The organism is Streptomyces sp. NPDC039736 (assembly GCF_055596485.1).
Genome location: NZ_JBVIUQ010000014.1, coordinates 50920 through 65289 on the forward strand (window position 1 = coordinate 50920; position 14370 = coordinate 65289).

Consider the following 14370-nt stretch of genomic DNA (forward strand, 5'->3'; position numbering starts at 1 on the left):
AGAGGCTGGTCTGGGCAGAGTGGCGTCATGTAGTGCCACTTGGGGCCCGATACGGCATCACACCCTGGCGCACCCCACCGCGACCGCACCCCGGGCGACCGCCGACGGCATGGCGGGGACGGGTGTGCGGAGGGGAAGGCCCCGCCAGGGGTGCGGCCGGTGTGTTTTCATGGGTCGGACAACACAGGGAAAGCCGGGCGGGGGACGTACAGCGTGGCCGAAGCGCCGAAGGCGGTCGAGCCTCCCGTCCGGGCGGCGGTGGGGCGGCACTCCAGCATCGTCTACTCCGACGACCGGCGCTGGGCCGAGCACCTGTGCACCTTCGTCCGGGACGGCCTGGACCGGCACGAGGCGATGCGCTACTTCGCGTACGCCACCGAGCCCGCGCAGGTGCTGCGCACCCTGAGCGACGCCGGCATCGACGCCCAAGAGGCGGCGCGCAGCGGGCAGTTGACCGTGACGAACGTGGCCGCACCGCACCGCGGCGATGCCGTCTTCGACCCCGACGGCCTGATCGGCCAGTGGCACGAAGGAGTGGACGCGGCCTTCGCGGACGGCTACCGGGGCCTGCGGGTGATCGGCGAGATGTCCTGGGCGGAGCGGGACACGGACGACGCCGACCGCATGCTGGAGTACGAACTGCGCGTCCACCACGAGGTCTTCGAGCGACTGCCGCTGACCGGCTGGTGTTTCTACGACCGGCGACTGATGTCCGAGGAGCGATTGAACGTGCTGGCGGGCGCCCATCTGACGCACCGGGGGGACTCCGTCGCCGAACCCACCCTGCAAGTGGCACCGCTGGACGGCGCCCCCGGCTTCCTGCTCAACGGCTCGGCGGGCTGGGACACACGGCGCACCGTCGCCGCCGCTGCCGCCGCCCTCGTCCGCACCCCGCACCCCCGGCCCGAGCTGGACTTCTCCGCCCTCCAGCACCTCGACGCCGACTCCCTGGTCACCCTCGCCCAGGCCGCCGCCCGCCGTCCCGGCGGCGCCCCCCTGCGGATCAGGCAGGCGCCGCCGACGCTGCGGCGCCTGCTCGACCTGTTCCCGGAGCTCGGCTCCACGATGGAGGTCGTCGTCCGATGACCACTGACTCCCCCGTGGCCGCCGCGTCCGGCCGCAGGACCCCCTTCTTCCACCCGGCCCTCTTCTACGCCACCCCCGACGCCTACCTCGACGGCGTCGGCGGCTTCCTCCGTGACGCCCTGGCCGAGGGGCAGCCCGCCCTGGTGGCCGTGCCGGGACCCAACCTGGCCCTGCTGCAGGACTTCCTCGGCGCCGCGGGCACGGACGTCACCTGGGTCGACATGACCCGGGCCGGACGCAACCCCGGGCGCATCCTGTCGATGCTCCAGGAGTTCGCCGACCGCACCGACGGACGCCGGGTCTCGATCGTCGGCGAGCCGATCTGGGTCGGCCGCACCCCGGCCGAGGCCCTGGAGGCCACCCGCCACGAGGCCCTGATCAACCTGGCCTTCGAGGGCCGCGAGGTCGGCATCCTGTGTCCCTACGACACCGCCCTGCCCGCCGACGTCCTGGCCCAGGCGTACCGCACGCACCCGGTCGTCGGCGGCCCCGAGCCGTACCGTGCCAGCCCGCGCTACAGCGACCCGCGCGAGGTGTGCCGCGACTGCGACCTGCCGCTGCCCGAACCGCGCGAGGCCGTCGCCCTCGACTTCGACCTGGACGCGCTGGCGGACGCCCGCGACGAGGCCGACGCCTGGGCGCGGGCCGCCGGCCTGTCCAGTGCCCGGCGTGCCGACTGGCTGCTGGCCGTCGGCGAGGCGCTCAGCAACTCGGTGCGCCACGGCGGCGGCCGGGGAGTGCTGCGCATGTGGCGCGACGGCGGCTCGGCGGTCGCGGAGATCAGCGACCGGGGCCTGCTCGCCGACCCTCTGACCGGACGCCGCCGCCCCGACCCGTTCGCCGCGAACGGCGGGCGCGGCGTGTGGATCATGCACCAGTTGTGCGACCTGGTGGAGATCCGGGCGGCGGAGCGGGGACTGGTGCTGCGGCTGCACCTGGACCTGGGCTGAGACCTGTTCCGGCCGTCCCCCGTGGGTGATCATGGGGCATGGAATTCTTCTGCTACCACCGGGACCGCACGGGCTCGCTGCCGCTGCGCGAGGCGCTGGGGGAGGCGCACTGGTCGTACATGGACACGTACGCGGAGCGACTCCGCGCCCGGGGGCCGGTGTTCACCGCCGACGACGTCCTCGTCGGCAGTGTGCACATCGTCGACCTGCCGGGGCCGGACGCCGCCCGCGCGTTCGCCTTCGACGAGCCCTGCTACCAGGCGGGCGCCTACCGGGACGTGCTGGTCCGGCGCTGGCGCGACGCGCTGGGGCGCACCATGTGGGAGTTCCCGGGCGGCCCCGACGACGACGGCGACCGGTACCTGGTGCTCGGGCTCGGCGAGGGGGCGGCCGCCGACCTGGAACCACCGGCCGACCGGGACCGGCTCATCGCGTACGGATCGCTGCTGTCCGACGACGGCGGCACCTGGGTGGGCACGGCGGCGCTGGTGAGCGCCCCGGACGCGGACTCGGCGCGCGCCGTCCTGACCGAGGACCGCTACACGGACATCGAGGTGCACCACTGGCAGTTCGGCGGCCGGCGCTGAGGGACCGCGGCGGCGACCCGGGCGCCGGGGTCACGGCTTGCGGCCGACGCCGCCGAACATGGCCACCTCCGGGGGGAGCCGGCCGTCGCCCTCGGGCCGCCAGTGGTTGCACGAGACCAGCCCGGGGGCGAGCAGGTCGAGACCGTCGAAGTAGTGCGCGATCCGGTCCGGGGTGCGCTGGGTGAGTTTCGGCGTGCCGTTCTCGTTCCAGAACGCGACGGCCTCGTCCACGTCCGGCATCGCCGGGCTGGTGATCGTGTGCGAGAGCACCAGGTGGCTGCCGGACGGCAGGGCGTCCATCAGCCTGCGCACGAGAGAGTACGACTCGGCCTCGTCCTCGATGAAGATCACGACGCCGAGCAGCATCAGGGCGACCGGCTGCGACAGGTCGAGGGTCCTGGCCGCGTGCGCGAGGACGCCGTCGACATCGCGCAGGTCGGCGTCCGCGTACGCGGTGCGGCCCTCGGGCGTGCCGGTGAGCAGCGCCTGGGCGTGGGTGAGGACGACGGGGTCGTTGTCGACGTACACCACACGGGCGTCCGGTGCGACGCGCTGGGCCACCTCGTGCGTGTTGTCCGCGCTGGGCAGGCCCGTGCCGACGTCCAGGAACTGGCGGATGCCCGCCTCGCCGGCGAGGTGGCGCACCGACCGGCCGAGGAACGCCCGGTCCGCGCGGGCGTAGTCGCCGATGCCCGGGTGCAGGGCGCGGATCCGGTCGCCCGCCGCCTGGTCGACGGGGTAGTTGTCCTTGCCGTCCAGCCAGTAGTTCCAGATCTGGGCGGTGTGCGGGCGGGTCGTGTCGATGCGTGAAGCCGCGGTCATGCGGGATCTCCCGGTGTCCTCGAGTGCGCCGAACCTGTGTGCCGTCCGGCCCCCCGGGTCACCGGCCGGGCTGCTCGCCGAACGCCTCCAGGATCCTTTCCGCCGCCAGCGTCGCCGTCAACTCCCCGTTCCGCAGGCCCCGTTCCACCCCGGGGGTCACGTCGCGCACTCCCGGATGCGAGCGCAGCCGCTCCAGGAGCTCGTCGCGGACCATCGACCACGCCCAGTCGACCTGCTGGTCGGCGCGCTTGGCGGCCAGGCGGCCGGTGGAGTCCAGGAGCGTACGGTGCTGCTCCAGCCGGTCCCACACCGTGTCGAGCCCCGCCGACTCGCGGGCGCTGCAACTGAGCACCGGCGGGGTCCAGGCCGCGTCGGCGGGGTGCATGAGGCGCAGCGCGCCCGCCAACTCCCGTGCCGCGGAACGCGCGTCGCGTTCGTGCGGGCCGTCCGCCTTGTTCACCGCGACGACGTCCGCCAGTTCCAGGACGCCCTTCTTGATGCCCTGGAGCTGGTCTCCGGTGCGCGCCAGCGTCAGCAGCAGGAAGGTGTCGACCATGCGCGCCACGGCCGTCTCCGACTGCCCGACGCCCACCGTCTCCACCAGTACGACGTCGTACCCGGCGGCCTCCACCACCACCATCGCCTCACGCGTCGCCCGCGCCACCCCGCCCAGCGTGCCCGCCGAGGGGGAGGGGCGGACATACGCGGCCGGATCGACGGCCAGCCGCTCCATCCGGGTCTTGTCGCCCAGGATGGAGCCGCCGGTACGGCTGGAGGAGGGGTCCACGGCGAGCACCGCCACCCGGTGGCCCAGCCCCGTCAGCATCGTGCCGAACGCGTCGATGAACGTCGACTTGCCGACACCGGGGACCCCGCTGATGCCGACGCGGCGCGCCGAGCCGGAGTGCGGCAGCAGCGCGGTCAGGAGCTGCTGGGCGAGCACCCGGTGGTCGGCGCGGGACGACTCGACGAGGGTGATCGCACGGGCCACGAAGGACCGCTTCCCGTCGAGCACGCCCTTGGCGTACGCCTCGATGTCGATCTTCGGGGGCATGCGGTTCTCACTCCCCGCCCGGCGCCGCCGGCTCGTGGCCCAGGTCCGCCGCCAGCCGCCGCACCAGGTCGAACGCGGCGTCCGGGATGACCGTGCCCGGCGGGAAGACCGCCGTCGCACCCGCCTCGTGCAGCGCGGGCACGTCCTGCGGCGGGATGACACCGCCGACGACGATCATCACGTCCTCCCGGCCCTCCGCCGCCAGCTCCTCCCGCAGCGCCGGGACCAGGGTGAGGTGCCCGGCCGCGAGGGACGACACGCCGACGATGTGCACGTCCGCCTCGACGGCCTGCCGCGCCACCTCCGCCGGAGTCTGGAACAGCGGGCCGACGTCCACGTCGAAGCCCAGGTCGGCGAAGGCGGTCGCGATCACCTTCTGGCCGCGGTCGTGCCCGTCCTGGCCCATCTTGGCGACCAGGATGCGCGGCCGCCGGCCCTCCGCCTCGGCGAAGGCGTCGACCAGGGCACGGGTGCGCTCCACGGAAGGGGACTCTCCTGCCTCGTTGCGGTACACACCGGCGATCGTACGGATCTGGCCCGCGTGCCGCCCGTACACCTTCTCCAGCGCGTCCGAGATCTCGCCGACGGTGGCCTTCGCGCGCGCCGCGTTCACGGCCAGCGCGAGGAGGTTGTCGTCCAGGCCGCCGGAGGAACCGCGCTCGGCGGAGGCCGTCAGGGCGCGCAGGGCGTCCTGGCAGGCCGCCTCGTCGCGCTCCTCGCGCAGCCGCTTCAGCTTGGCGATCTGCTGGGCGCGCACCGAGCTGTTGTCGACCTTGAGGACGTCGATCTCCTCGTCGGTCTCCACCCGGTACTTGTTCACGCCGATCACCGGCTGACGGCCCGAGTCGATCCGCGCCTGGGTGCGGGCCGCGGCCTCCTCGATGCGGAGCTTGGGGATGCCCGCGTCGATCGCCTTCGCCATGCCGCCGGCCGCCTCCACCTCCTCGATGTGCTGCCAGGCGCGCCGCGCCAGGTCGTACGTCAGCTTCTCCACGTACGCGGAGCCGCCCCACGGGTCGATGACCCGGCCGGTGCCCGACTCCTGCTGGAGCAGCAGCTGCGTGTTGCGGGCGATGCGCGCCGAGAAGTCCGTCGGCAGCGCGAGGGCCTCGTCGAGGGCGTTGGTGTGCAGCGACTGGGTGTGGCCCTGGGTCGCGGCCATCGCCTCGATGCAGGTGCGCGGCACGTTGTTGAAGACGTCCTGCGCGGTCAGCGACCAGCCCGAGGTCTGCGAATGGGTGCGCAGCGACAGGGACTTGGGGTTCTTCGGGTCGAACTGCTTGACCAGCTTGGCCCACAGCAGGCGCGCCGCCCGCAGCTTGGCGACCTCCATGAAGAAGTTCATGCCGATCGCCCAGAAGAAGGACAGCCGGGGCGCGAACGCGTCGACGTCCAGGCCGACTTCGAGCCCGGCGCGCAGGTACTCCACCCCGTCCGCGAGGGTGTACGCCAGCTCCAGGTCGGCCGTCGCCCCCGCCTCCTGGATGTGGTAGCCGGAGATGGAGATGGAGTTGTAGCGCGGCATCTTCTGCGAGGTGAACGCGAAGATGTCGGAGATGATCCGCATCGAGGGCTTCGGCGGATAGATGTAGGTGTTGCGGACCATGAACTCCTTGAGGATGTCGTTCTGGATGGTCCCCGCGAGCTTCTCGGGCGGCACCCCCTGCTCCTCGGCCGCCACGATGTACAGCGCCAGCACGGGAAGCACCGCGCCGTTCATCGTCATGGACACCGACATCCTGTCCAGCGGGATGCCGTCGAAGAGCTGGCGCATGTCGTAGATGGAGTCGATCGCGACACCCGCCATGCCGACGTCGCCGGTCACCCGCGGGTGGTCGCTGTCGTACCCCCGGTGCGTCGGCAGGTCGAAGGCGACGGAGAGGCCCTTCTGCCCGGCCGCGAGGTTGCGCCGGTAGAAGGCGTTGGACTCCTCGGCGGTGGAGAAGCCCGCGTACTGGCGGATCGTCCACGGCTGGTTGACGTACATGGTCGGGTAGGGGCCGCGCAGGTACGGGGCCACACCCGGGTAGGTGTTCAGGAAGTCCAGGCCCTCGGTGTCCCGGTCGGTGTAGAGGGGCTTGACCGGGATGCCCTCGGGCGTGTCCCAGACGAGGTCCGCCACGTCGCGCCCGGTCGACTCCTTGACGGCGGCCTGCCACTGCTCCTCGGCGGGAGCGGCCTTCCCGGACGCGAGCGGAACCTGGGAGAAGTCGGGAATCCCCGGGGAGTCGGTGCCCATCACTTCACTTCCATACGGTCGAGGACGGAGGTGAGCGTCGCCACCGCGTCCGAGCCCGCGAAGACGAACGCGTCCACGCCGGCACTCCGGTACGTCTCTTCGGCTTCCCCGGGGCGGCCGGCGAGGAACACCGTCCGCGCCCCCGCGTCCTTGAGGGCGCGTGCCATGTCGGCCGCCTGCTCGGCGTACAGGGCGTCACTGGAGCAGAGGCAGGCGACGCCCGCACCGCTGGCGGCGAACGCCTCCGCCGCCGTCGCGGCGTCCACCGTCACCGGGTCGTGGACCGGCTCGATGCCGCCCGCCTGGAAGAGGTTCGCGGCGAAGGTGACCCGCCCGGTGTGCGCGGCGGCCGGGCCCAGCGCGGCCAGGAAGACACGCGGGCGCGCCCCGGTCCGTGCCAGGTGCGCGTCGGAGCGGGCCCGCAGCGCCTCGTACGCCTCGTCGCGCCGGACGCGGGGGAGCCCCCCGGCGGGCCGCTCGGGGGCGGGGTCGCGGCTGACCTCCCGCTCGGCGAGCAGCGGGAACTCGCTGACGCCGGTGATGGGCTCCTTACGCCGCGCGAGGTCCTTCGAGCGGCGCTCCCAGGCGGCGGCGATCCGGTCGGCGACCAGGCCCGAGCGCAGGGCGTCGGCCTGGCCGCCCGCCCGCTCGATCTCCTGGAACCACGCCCAGGCGGCCTCGGCCACCTGGTCCGTGAGCTGCTCCACGTACCAGGAACCGCCCGCCGGGTCGACGACCCGGGACAGGTGCGACTCCTCGACCAGGATCGTCGAGGTGTTGCGGGCGATCCGGCGGGCGAACGCGTCGGGGAGTCCGATCGCCTGGTCGAAGGGGAGCACGGTGACGGCGTCGGCGCCGCCCACCCCGGCCGCCATGCAGGCGATCGTGGTGCGGAGCATGTTCACCCAGGGGTCGCGGCGCGTCATCATCACCGACGACGTCACCGCGTGCTGCCGCTGGGCCCCGGCCTCCGGTGCGCCGCACGCCTCGGCGACCCGCGCCCACAGGCGGCGCGCCGCACGGAACTTGGCGATGGTCAGGAACTGGTCGGCCGTCGCCGCGTACCGGAAGTCGAGCTGCCCGCAGGCCGCTTCGACGCCGAGCCCGGCCTCGGTGAGCTGCCGCAGATAGGCGACCCCGGTGGCCAGGGAGCAGCCCAGCTCCTGGGCGGCCGACGCGCCCGCCTCATGGTACGGCAGGGCGTCCACCACCAGGGCGCGCAGCGACGGGTACTGACGTGCCGTCAGCTGTGCGAGCCCGGTGGCCGAGGCCGTCAGGGCGGGATCGTGGACGCCGGTACGGGCGGCGCAGCCCAGCGGGTCCGCGCCCAGGTTGCCGCGCACGTCCTGCGGTGCCAGGCCGCGCAGCTCGTACAGCCGGAGCATCTCCCGTGCGGCGGCGTCGAATTCGGCCCCCGCGTCCAGGGCGACGGGCGCCAGGTCCAGGAGGACGCCCTCCAGTGCCCGCTCCAGGCCGGACACCGGGAGCCCGGCGCCGCCGACGGCGAGCCAGAGCGAGGACACGCCGTTCTCCAGGTCCGCCAGCACGGCTTCGTTGGCGCGCGCCGGATCGGGGTGCTCGTGCCGCTGCCGTACGTCCCAGCCCCCCGCGGCCGTCGTGCCCGCGGCGAACGCCCCTCGGGTGAAAGGTGCGAAACCGGGCAGTCCGGGCGAGTCGCCCCGGTGGACGGCGTCGTCGGCGGTGTACAGCGGGCGTGTCGTCAGCCCGTCGTCGAGGGAAGTGGAGAGGGCTTCTTCGGCCGCGTGCCCCGTGACGTCTTTACCCGATTTGCGCAGCACGCCTTCCACCAGGCGCTGCCACTGCTCATGGGTCGCATCAGGGAACTCGGCGGCCAGGGAGAGCCCGTCGTCAGGCAGGACCGTCATGCTCAGATGCTAGGGCAGCCCGGCAAAGGAGCAGCAGGGGTAACCGTTGTGACCTTGACCTCTCCTGACCTGCCTTGATCCGTTCGGCCGAATGCCCTAGGGGAGCGGAGGCCGGGCCTTCCCGCGACCCGGCGGCCCCGGGAAGGGGCTGCCCGGCCCTGGAGCCCCCGGGGCGCCGTTCTCCGGACGCCGGACGCCGGACGCCGGAACCGGCCCCGCGCCCGGGGGGCGCGAACTGCGCTCAGGCCAGCCGCAGTTCACCCTCTGGCTGCTCCCGGCCGCCGCCGGTCGGCGAGGCGACCAGCGAGAAGGGGTGTCCGGCCGGGTCGGAGAAGCGGCGCACGTCCCGGCTGAGACCCGTGTTGTTCGGGGTCTCCAGTGGGCGGGCGCCCAGCCCGATCACCTCGCGCTCCGCCTCGTCCATGTCCTCCGTCGCCACCAGGATGCGCAGGTGCGCCTGCTGGGAGTCGTCGGGGCGCGGCCAGCTCGGCGGCGCGTACCCGTGGTCGCGCCGGATCGCCAGGTGCACCCCGTTGTGCCCGACGATCTCCACGAAGTCCATGTCCTCGCCCCGACGGGTCTCCGCGTCGAACAACCGGGCGTAGAACTGGGCCAGTTCGTCCGCCTCCGAGCAGTCCAGCACCAGTACCGTCCGCTTTTCCACCGCCATGTCCAAGCCCCGTCTCTGCTTCAGCCGCGCGATGCCGTGCCCGTCGTGCGACACCGCTGTGTGCTGCGAGTACCCCCGACGGGCGGGGAAACGCCATCGGGAGGGCGACGGACTTCCCGGGGCGGCGGGGCACCCGTACGCGGCACCCCGCCCCCGTGCGGACCCGCGAGTCTGCGGCACCCCGCCCCTGCGCGGACCCACGAGGGTGCGGCTCCCCGACCCCGCGCGGGCTCACGCGGAGGTGAAGCGCCCGGCCGCCTCGCCGCGCAGGCGTCCCGGCGGCACCTTCCGCCCGAACAGCACCGCCACCAGGTCCTGCGCCGCCCCGGTCACCTCGCTGCCGCTGCCGTACGACCACTCCAGGTCCTCCGCCCGCAGCCGTACGCCGCCCAGCTTCGCCCCGAAGAACCGCGCGCTCATCGGGCTCGCCGTGCCCAGCACCACGCGCAGCCGGTCCTGCGGCACCCGCCGGTCCAGGCCCAGCGGGATCGTGATGTCCAGGCCGTGCACCACGTCGTGGCCCAGCGCCGCCGCGACGCCGCCCACCGGGGGCGTCCACGGGTGCTGCGCGTGTTCCCGCAGCGCGGACGCCATCTCCTCGCGGGACATCCCCCGCGCCTCCCGGCGGGCGACCCGGTCGGCCATCCGGTCCATGCTGCCGCGCGCGCCCACCAGCTCCCGCACCACGCTGCGCAGGGGGTGGCGGAAGCCGAACGACAGGTGCGCCGCCACCTCCCGCACCCGCCACCCGGCGCACAGCGTCGGCTCGTCCCAGCGTTCCTCCGGCAGCCGGTCCAACAGGTCGGCCAGGTCACGGCGTTCGGCCGCGACGGCTTCCCTGATCGTCGCGTCATCGGCCCGCAGCTTCGTCTTCGCCATGCCGTCAAGGGTGGGCGGCCCGCGCGCACAAGTCCAAGAAGGGTTCCTGCTGGCGGTCAGCAGCTCGGCTTCTAGCATCACCGGCATGGAACTGCGCCAACTGCACTGCTTCGTCACCGTGGTGGAGGAGGCCGGCTTCACCCGCGCCGCCGCCCGCCTGCACCTCGCCCAGCCCGGGGTCAGCGCCCAGGTGCGGCAGTTGGAGAAGGAGCTCGGGCAGCGACTGCTCGACAGGTCGGGGCGCACGGTCGTCCTCACCGAGGCGGGCGAGGCGATCCTGCCGCACGCGCGGGCCGCGCTCGCCGCCGCCGACGCGATGCGCGAGACGGCCGCGCAGTTCGGCGGCCTGCTGCGCGGGCGGGTCAGGCTGGGCTCCCTGCTGGGCGCCCCGCCGGGGACGTTCGACCTGGCGGAGGCGCTGGCCGACTTCCACCGCACGTACCCGGGAGTCGAGTTCTCGCTGACGGAGGACACCTCGGAGCGGCTGCTGGCGGCCGTGCGGCGCGGCGCGCTGGACATGGCGCTGGCCTCGCCGGCCGAGGAGACGCCCCCGCCCGGCGTGGACCTGGAGATCCTGCTGGACGAACCGCTGGTGGCGCTGGTCGCCGACGCCGACCCGCTGGCCGGGGCGGCGGCCGTCCCGCTCGCCGCCCTCCGCGACCGCCCGCTGATCACCCTCCCGTCCGGCACGGGGGTGCGGGCGGTGTGGCAACGAGCCTGCGCCGAGGCCGGATTCGCGCCCCGCGTCGCCTTCGAGGCGTCCGCCCCGCAGGCTCTGCTGCATCTCGCCGCGCGAGGTTTCGGGGTCGCCGTGCTGCCCGCGGGCATCGCCCGGCAGCGCGGCCCCGGGCTGCGCACGGTCGCCCTCACCGACCCCGTTCCCCGGGCGCGCGTGGCCCTCGCGCACCCGGCCGGGGGACCGGCGGGCCCGGCCGCCCGCGCCTTCCTCGGCCACCTCTCCGGCGCGCTCCGGGACGGGTTCACGGGCGCGGGCACCGCGGCCGGCCCGCTGCCGCCTTCCGGATGATCCCCGCCCGGGCCCGTGGTCCTGCCGACGCCGACACGCGCATTCCGCCCACGGGCCGCCCGCGCCGAGGCCCAGCCGACGGACTCAGCCGAACGTCAGCTCCCGCCCCGGCTCGCGCGGCGCGAAGAACCCGGCCACCGTCTGCGCGTCCACCGCCTCCAGCGCGGTCGGCGACCACCGCGGGGCACGGTCCTTGTCGACGATCTGCGCGCGCACGCCCTCCACCATGTCGGGCCGGCGCAGCGCCACGCACGACACCCGGTACTCCTGCTCCAGCACCGCCTCCAGCGAGCCCAGCGCGCGGGCCCGCCGCACGGCCTCCAGGGTGACCTTCACCGACGTCGGGGACTTCGCCAGGATCGTCCCGGCCGCCTCCTTGGCCGCCCGCTCCCCGCTGTCGGCCAGCCGCCGGACGATCTCCTCGACGGTGTCCGCCGCGTAGCAGTGGTCGATCCACGCACGGGCCCGCGCGAGCACCCCCTCCTCCGGAGCCGACGCGTGCCGCCGTACCGCCTCCGCCGCCGGTACGGACGCCAGGTCGGCCCGCAGCGCGGCCAGCCGCCGCGCCGGTACGAAGTGGTCGGCCAGCCCGCACAGCAGCGCGTCCGCCGCGCCCACCGCGTCCCCCGTCAGCGCGAGATGCGTGCCCAGTTCCCCGGGCGCGCGGGACAGCAGGAACGTGCCGCCGACGTCCGGTACGAAGCCGATGCCGGTCTCGGGCATCGCCACCCGCGAACGCTCGGTGACGACGCGCACGCTGCCGTGCGCGCCGACCCCGACGCCGCCGCCCATCACGATGCCGTCCATGAGGGCGACGTACGGCTTGGGGAAGCGGGCGATCCGCGCGTTCAGCCGGTACTCGTCCCGCCAGAACTCCTCCGTGGCCGTCCCGTCGCCGTCGCGCGCGTCGTCGTGCATGGCGCGGATGTCGCCGCCCGCGCACAGGCCGCGTTCGCCCGCGCCGGAGAGGACCACGGTGTCGATGTCCGGATCCCGCGCCCAGGCGTCGAGCGTCGCGGCCAGGGTGCGGACCATGGGGTGGGTGAGGGAGTTGAGGGCCCGGGGCCGGTTGAGCACGAGGTGCCCGGCGCGGCCCTCGACGTGGACGAGGACCGGGGGCGGGGTCTGCTGATCGGTCATGCGTGCGCCTTTCGGGGGAGGGGAGGCGGAAGCGGGTCGCGGACGGTGCGCCGGCCGTGCGTGTCGGCGGCGGACAGCGGCCCGCCGCGGCCGTCACCGGGCCGGTGCGCGCGGATGCCGTCCGGCCTGCGTACGGCCCCGGCGGGGCCGTCCACCCGGGCAGAGCCCCGGGAGTCCGGCGGGGCCGCCGTCCGCGCGGAGCCGCAGAGCCCCGGCGGGGCCGCCGTCCGGGCGGGGCCCCACCACCTCGGCGGCTGTCCCGCGCAGGATGCCGGTGGGCTCGTCGATCCGCATGATCGCCAGGCTAACGGCACCCCGCGCGGCCCTCCGGCGCGGTCCCGCAGGTCCCCCCGGGCCTCGGCGGGCATTGTCCGCCGAGGCCCGGTCAGTGGGCGTTCTCCGTCGGCCGCAGGTCGCGCGGCACCCACGCCCACGCGATCACCGCCGCGCCCAGCGTGAGCAGCGCGCCGATCAGGAAGGCCGGGGTGATGGCCGTCGTGTACGCCGCCGAGACCGTCTCCAGCAGCGAGCGGCCCGCCTCGCCGCCCAAGCCCTGTGCCACGTGCGCGGCCTCGCCGACCGAGCCCCGGACGGTCTCCGCCGTCGCCCCGTCCAGGCTCAGCGCGGGCAGATTCGCGCGGTACAGCGCGGTGGCGAGGCTGCCCAGGAGGGCGACGCCGAGTGCCGCGCCCAGCTCGTAACAGGTCTCCTCGACGGCGGCGGCACCGCCGACCTCGTGCGCCGGGGTCGCCGCCATCAAGGTCACCGAGGCGACCGTGGTGGCGACGCCGACGCCCATGCCGAGGACCGCCAGCGCGACGGCGACCGCCGGGTAGCCGATCGGGGCGAACTGCTGCACCGTCCACGGCAGGGCGAGCCCGGCCGTCATCACGAGCAGGCCGAGGCCCAGCACGTGCCGGATCGGGAAGCGCTGCATCAGGGCGGGGGTCACCATCGAGGTGACGACCAGGCCGAGGGAGGCGGGCAGCAGGCGGACGCCCGCCTCCAGGGGCGTGTACCCCTGCCCGTACTGGAACCACTGCGTCACCAGGAAGAGCACCGCGCCCATCCCGACCATCCCGAGGAAGATCGACACGGCGGCGATGGAGAAGGACCGGTTGGTGAACAGCCGGACCTGGAGCAGCGGGCTCTCCAGGCGGAGCTGACGGCGCACGAAGACCGTCAGCGCGACGGCGGCGAGCACCAGCAGCGCCCACGGCAGCGGGTCGGCGAAGCCGCTCTTGCCCAACTGCTTGATGCCGCCCGCGAGGGCGAGCATGCCGACGACCGACTGGCCGACGCCCCACCAGTCCCAGCGGCCACTGCGCGGCGCGTGCGACTCGGGCAGGAACCAGGCGCCCAGCGCGATGACCAGGGCGGCCACCGGCAGGTTCAGCAGGAACGCCGACTGCCAGCCGAAGTCCTCCACCAGCAGACCGCCGACCACCGGGCCGAGCGCCATGCCGCCGCCGAAGACCGCCGCCCACACGGCGTACGCGAAGGCCCGCTCCTTGGCGTCGGTGAAGACGTGCCGGAGGATCGACAGGGTGGAAGGCATGATCGCCGCGCCGCCGACGCCGAGCAGCGCCCGCGCGCCGATCACGTGCCACGCCTCGGTGGCGAACACCGCGAGCAGCGACGCCAGCGCGAAGACCGCGAAACCGGTCAGCAGCATCCGCTTGCGGCCGAACCGGTCGCCCAGCGCGCCCGCCGTCACCAGCAGTCCGGACAGGGCGAGCGCGTACACGTCGATGATCCACAACTGCTCGACCGACCCCGGCTGCAGATCGGACACCAGCGAGGGGAACGCCACGTTGAGGATCGTGGTGTCCATCGAGATCAACAGCAGGCTGCCCGACAGGATCGCCAGAACGATCCAGCGCCGGGGGTCCGGCGACGGGGCGGCCTCGGCGTCGGGCCGGGTGGCGGCGGGGGAGGACATGAGACATCCGTTTCGGTGAGTAGGGCGTCGAGACGAGACTGGCCAGCCTCGTATGAGACGCCAGTGTCTCACACGGAAGAGTGATGTC

General features: G+C 74.2%; 13 protein-coding genes. 4 read left to right on the forward strand and 9 right to left on the reverse strand.

Annotated elements, in window-relative coordinates; all coding sequences use genetic code 11:
• Nucleotides 1–213 precede the first annotated feature (213 nt).
• The 3 genes from ACZ56L_RS32170 to ACZ56L_RS32180 are packed head-to-tail and all read left to right on the forward strand — an operon-like array spanning nucleotide 214 to nucleotide 2623.
• Nucleotides 214–1086, forward strand: coding sequence for an MEDS domain-containing protein (locus tag ACZ56L_RS32170; RefSeq protein ID WP_468690651.1), 873 nt, complete (start codon nucleotides 214–216; stop codon nucleotides 1084–1086).
• Nucleotides 1083–2036 carry an anti-sigma factor RsbA family regulatory protein gene (locus ACZ56L_RS32175; RefSeq protein WP_471068148.1) on the forward strand — a complete coding sequence of 318 codons (954 nt, stop codon included), beginning with the start codon at nucleotides 1083–1085 and terminating at the stop codon, nucleotides 2034–2036. The genes ACZ56L_RS32170 and ACZ56L_RS32175 overlap by 4 nt, the downstream gene beginning before the upstream one ends.
• 38 nt (nucleotides 2037–2074) lie before the next feature.
• A complete protein-coding gene (locus ACZ56L_RS32180) occupies nucleotides 2075–2623 on the forward strand; it encodes a YciI family protein (protein ID WP_345225602.1) in 549 nt (182 codons plus the stop codon).
• Between the two features lie 30 nt (nucleotides 2624–2653).
• Here the strand turns inward: ACZ56L_RS32180 and ACZ56L_RS32185 are convergent, their stop codons facing one another.
• The 6 genes from ACZ56L_RS32185 to ACZ56L_RS32210 all read right to left on the reverse strand — a co-directional run bounded on the left by ACZ56L_RS32185 (nucleotide 2654) and on the right by ACZ56L_RS32210 (nucleotide 10173).
• Complete coding sequence (locus ACZ56L_RS32185) at nucleotides 2654–3445, reverse strand: SAM-dependent methyltransferase (RefSeq protein ID WP_468690647.1); 792 nt, start codon at nucleotides 3443–3445, stop codon at nucleotides 2654–2656.
• Between the two features lie 58 nt (nucleotides 3446–3503).
• Nucleotides 3504–4499 (reverse strand): methylmalonyl Co-A mutase-associated GTPase MeaB, encoded by a 996-nt coding sequence (gene meaB / locus ACZ56L_RS32190; protein ID WP_468690645.1) that lies wholly within the window; start codon nucleotides 4497–4499, stop codon nucleotides 3504–3506.
• Between the two features lie 7 nt (nucleotides 4500–4506).
• Nucleotides 4507–6738: a methylmalonyl-CoA mutase gene (scpA, locus tag ACZ56L_RS32195; protein WP_471068151.1), complete on the reverse strand. Its 2232-nt coding sequence runs from the start codon at nucleotides 6736–6738 to the stop codon at nucleotides 4507–4509.
• Entirely contained in the window at nucleotides 6738–8624 is a 1887-nt protein-coding gene (gene mutA, locus ACZ56L_RS32200) for a methylmalonyl-CoA mutase small subunit (protein ID WP_471068155.1), read from the reverse strand. The genes scpA and mutA overlap by 1 nt, the downstream gene beginning before the upstream one ends.
• A gap of 241 nt (nucleotides 8625–8865) precedes the next feature.
• Complete coding sequence (locus ACZ56L_RS32205) at nucleotides 8866–9294, reverse strand: VOC family protein (protein ID WP_345225613.1); 429 nt, start codon at nucleotides 9292–9294, stop codon at nucleotides 8866–8868.
• 231 nt (nucleotides 9295–9525) lie between these two features.
• Nucleotides 9526–10173: a maleylpyruvate isomerase family mycothiol-dependent enzyme gene (locus ACZ56L_RS32210; protein WP_471068159.1), complete on the reverse strand. Its 648-nt coding sequence runs from the start codon at nucleotides 10171–10173 to the stop codon at nucleotides 9526–9528.
• An 85-nt stretch (nucleotides 10174–10258) separates the two neighbouring features.
• On the opposite strand from ACZ56L_RS32210, the gene ACZ56L_RS32215 reads away from it, so the two are divergent.
• Nucleotides 10259–11200: a LysR family transcriptional regulator gene (locus tag ACZ56L_RS32215; protein WP_471068162.1), complete on the forward strand. Its 942-nt coding sequence runs from the start codon at nucleotides 10259–10261 to the stop codon at nucleotides 11198–11200.
• An 84-nt stretch (nucleotides 11201–11284) separates the two neighbouring features.
• On the opposite strand, the gene ACZ56L_RS32220 is transcribed toward ACZ56L_RS32215, so the two are convergent.
• The 3 genes from ACZ56L_RS32220 to ACZ56L_RS32230 all read right to left on the reverse strand — a co-directional run bounded on the left by ACZ56L_RS32220 (nucleotide 11285) and on the right by ACZ56L_RS32230 (nucleotide 14282).
• Entirely contained in the window at nucleotides 11285–12340 is a 1056-nt protein-coding gene (locus ACZ56L_RS32220; RefSeq protein WP_471068165.1) for an enoyl-CoA hydratase/isomerase family protein, read from the reverse strand.
• 93 nt (nucleotides 12341–12433) lie between these two features.
• On the reverse strand, nucleotides 12434–12634 hold the full coding sequence (locus ACZ56L_RS32225; protein ID WP_471068168.1) for a hypothetical protein: 201 nt from the start codon (nucleotides 12632–12634) through the stop codon (nucleotides 12434–12436).
• A gap of 91 nt (nucleotides 12635–12725) precedes the next feature.
• Complete coding sequence (locus ACZ56L_RS32230) at nucleotides 12726–14282, reverse strand: MFS transporter (protein WP_345225624.1); 1557 nt, start codon at nucleotides 14280–14282, stop codon at nucleotides 12726–12728.
• Nucleotides 14283–14370 lie beyond the last annotated feature (88 nt).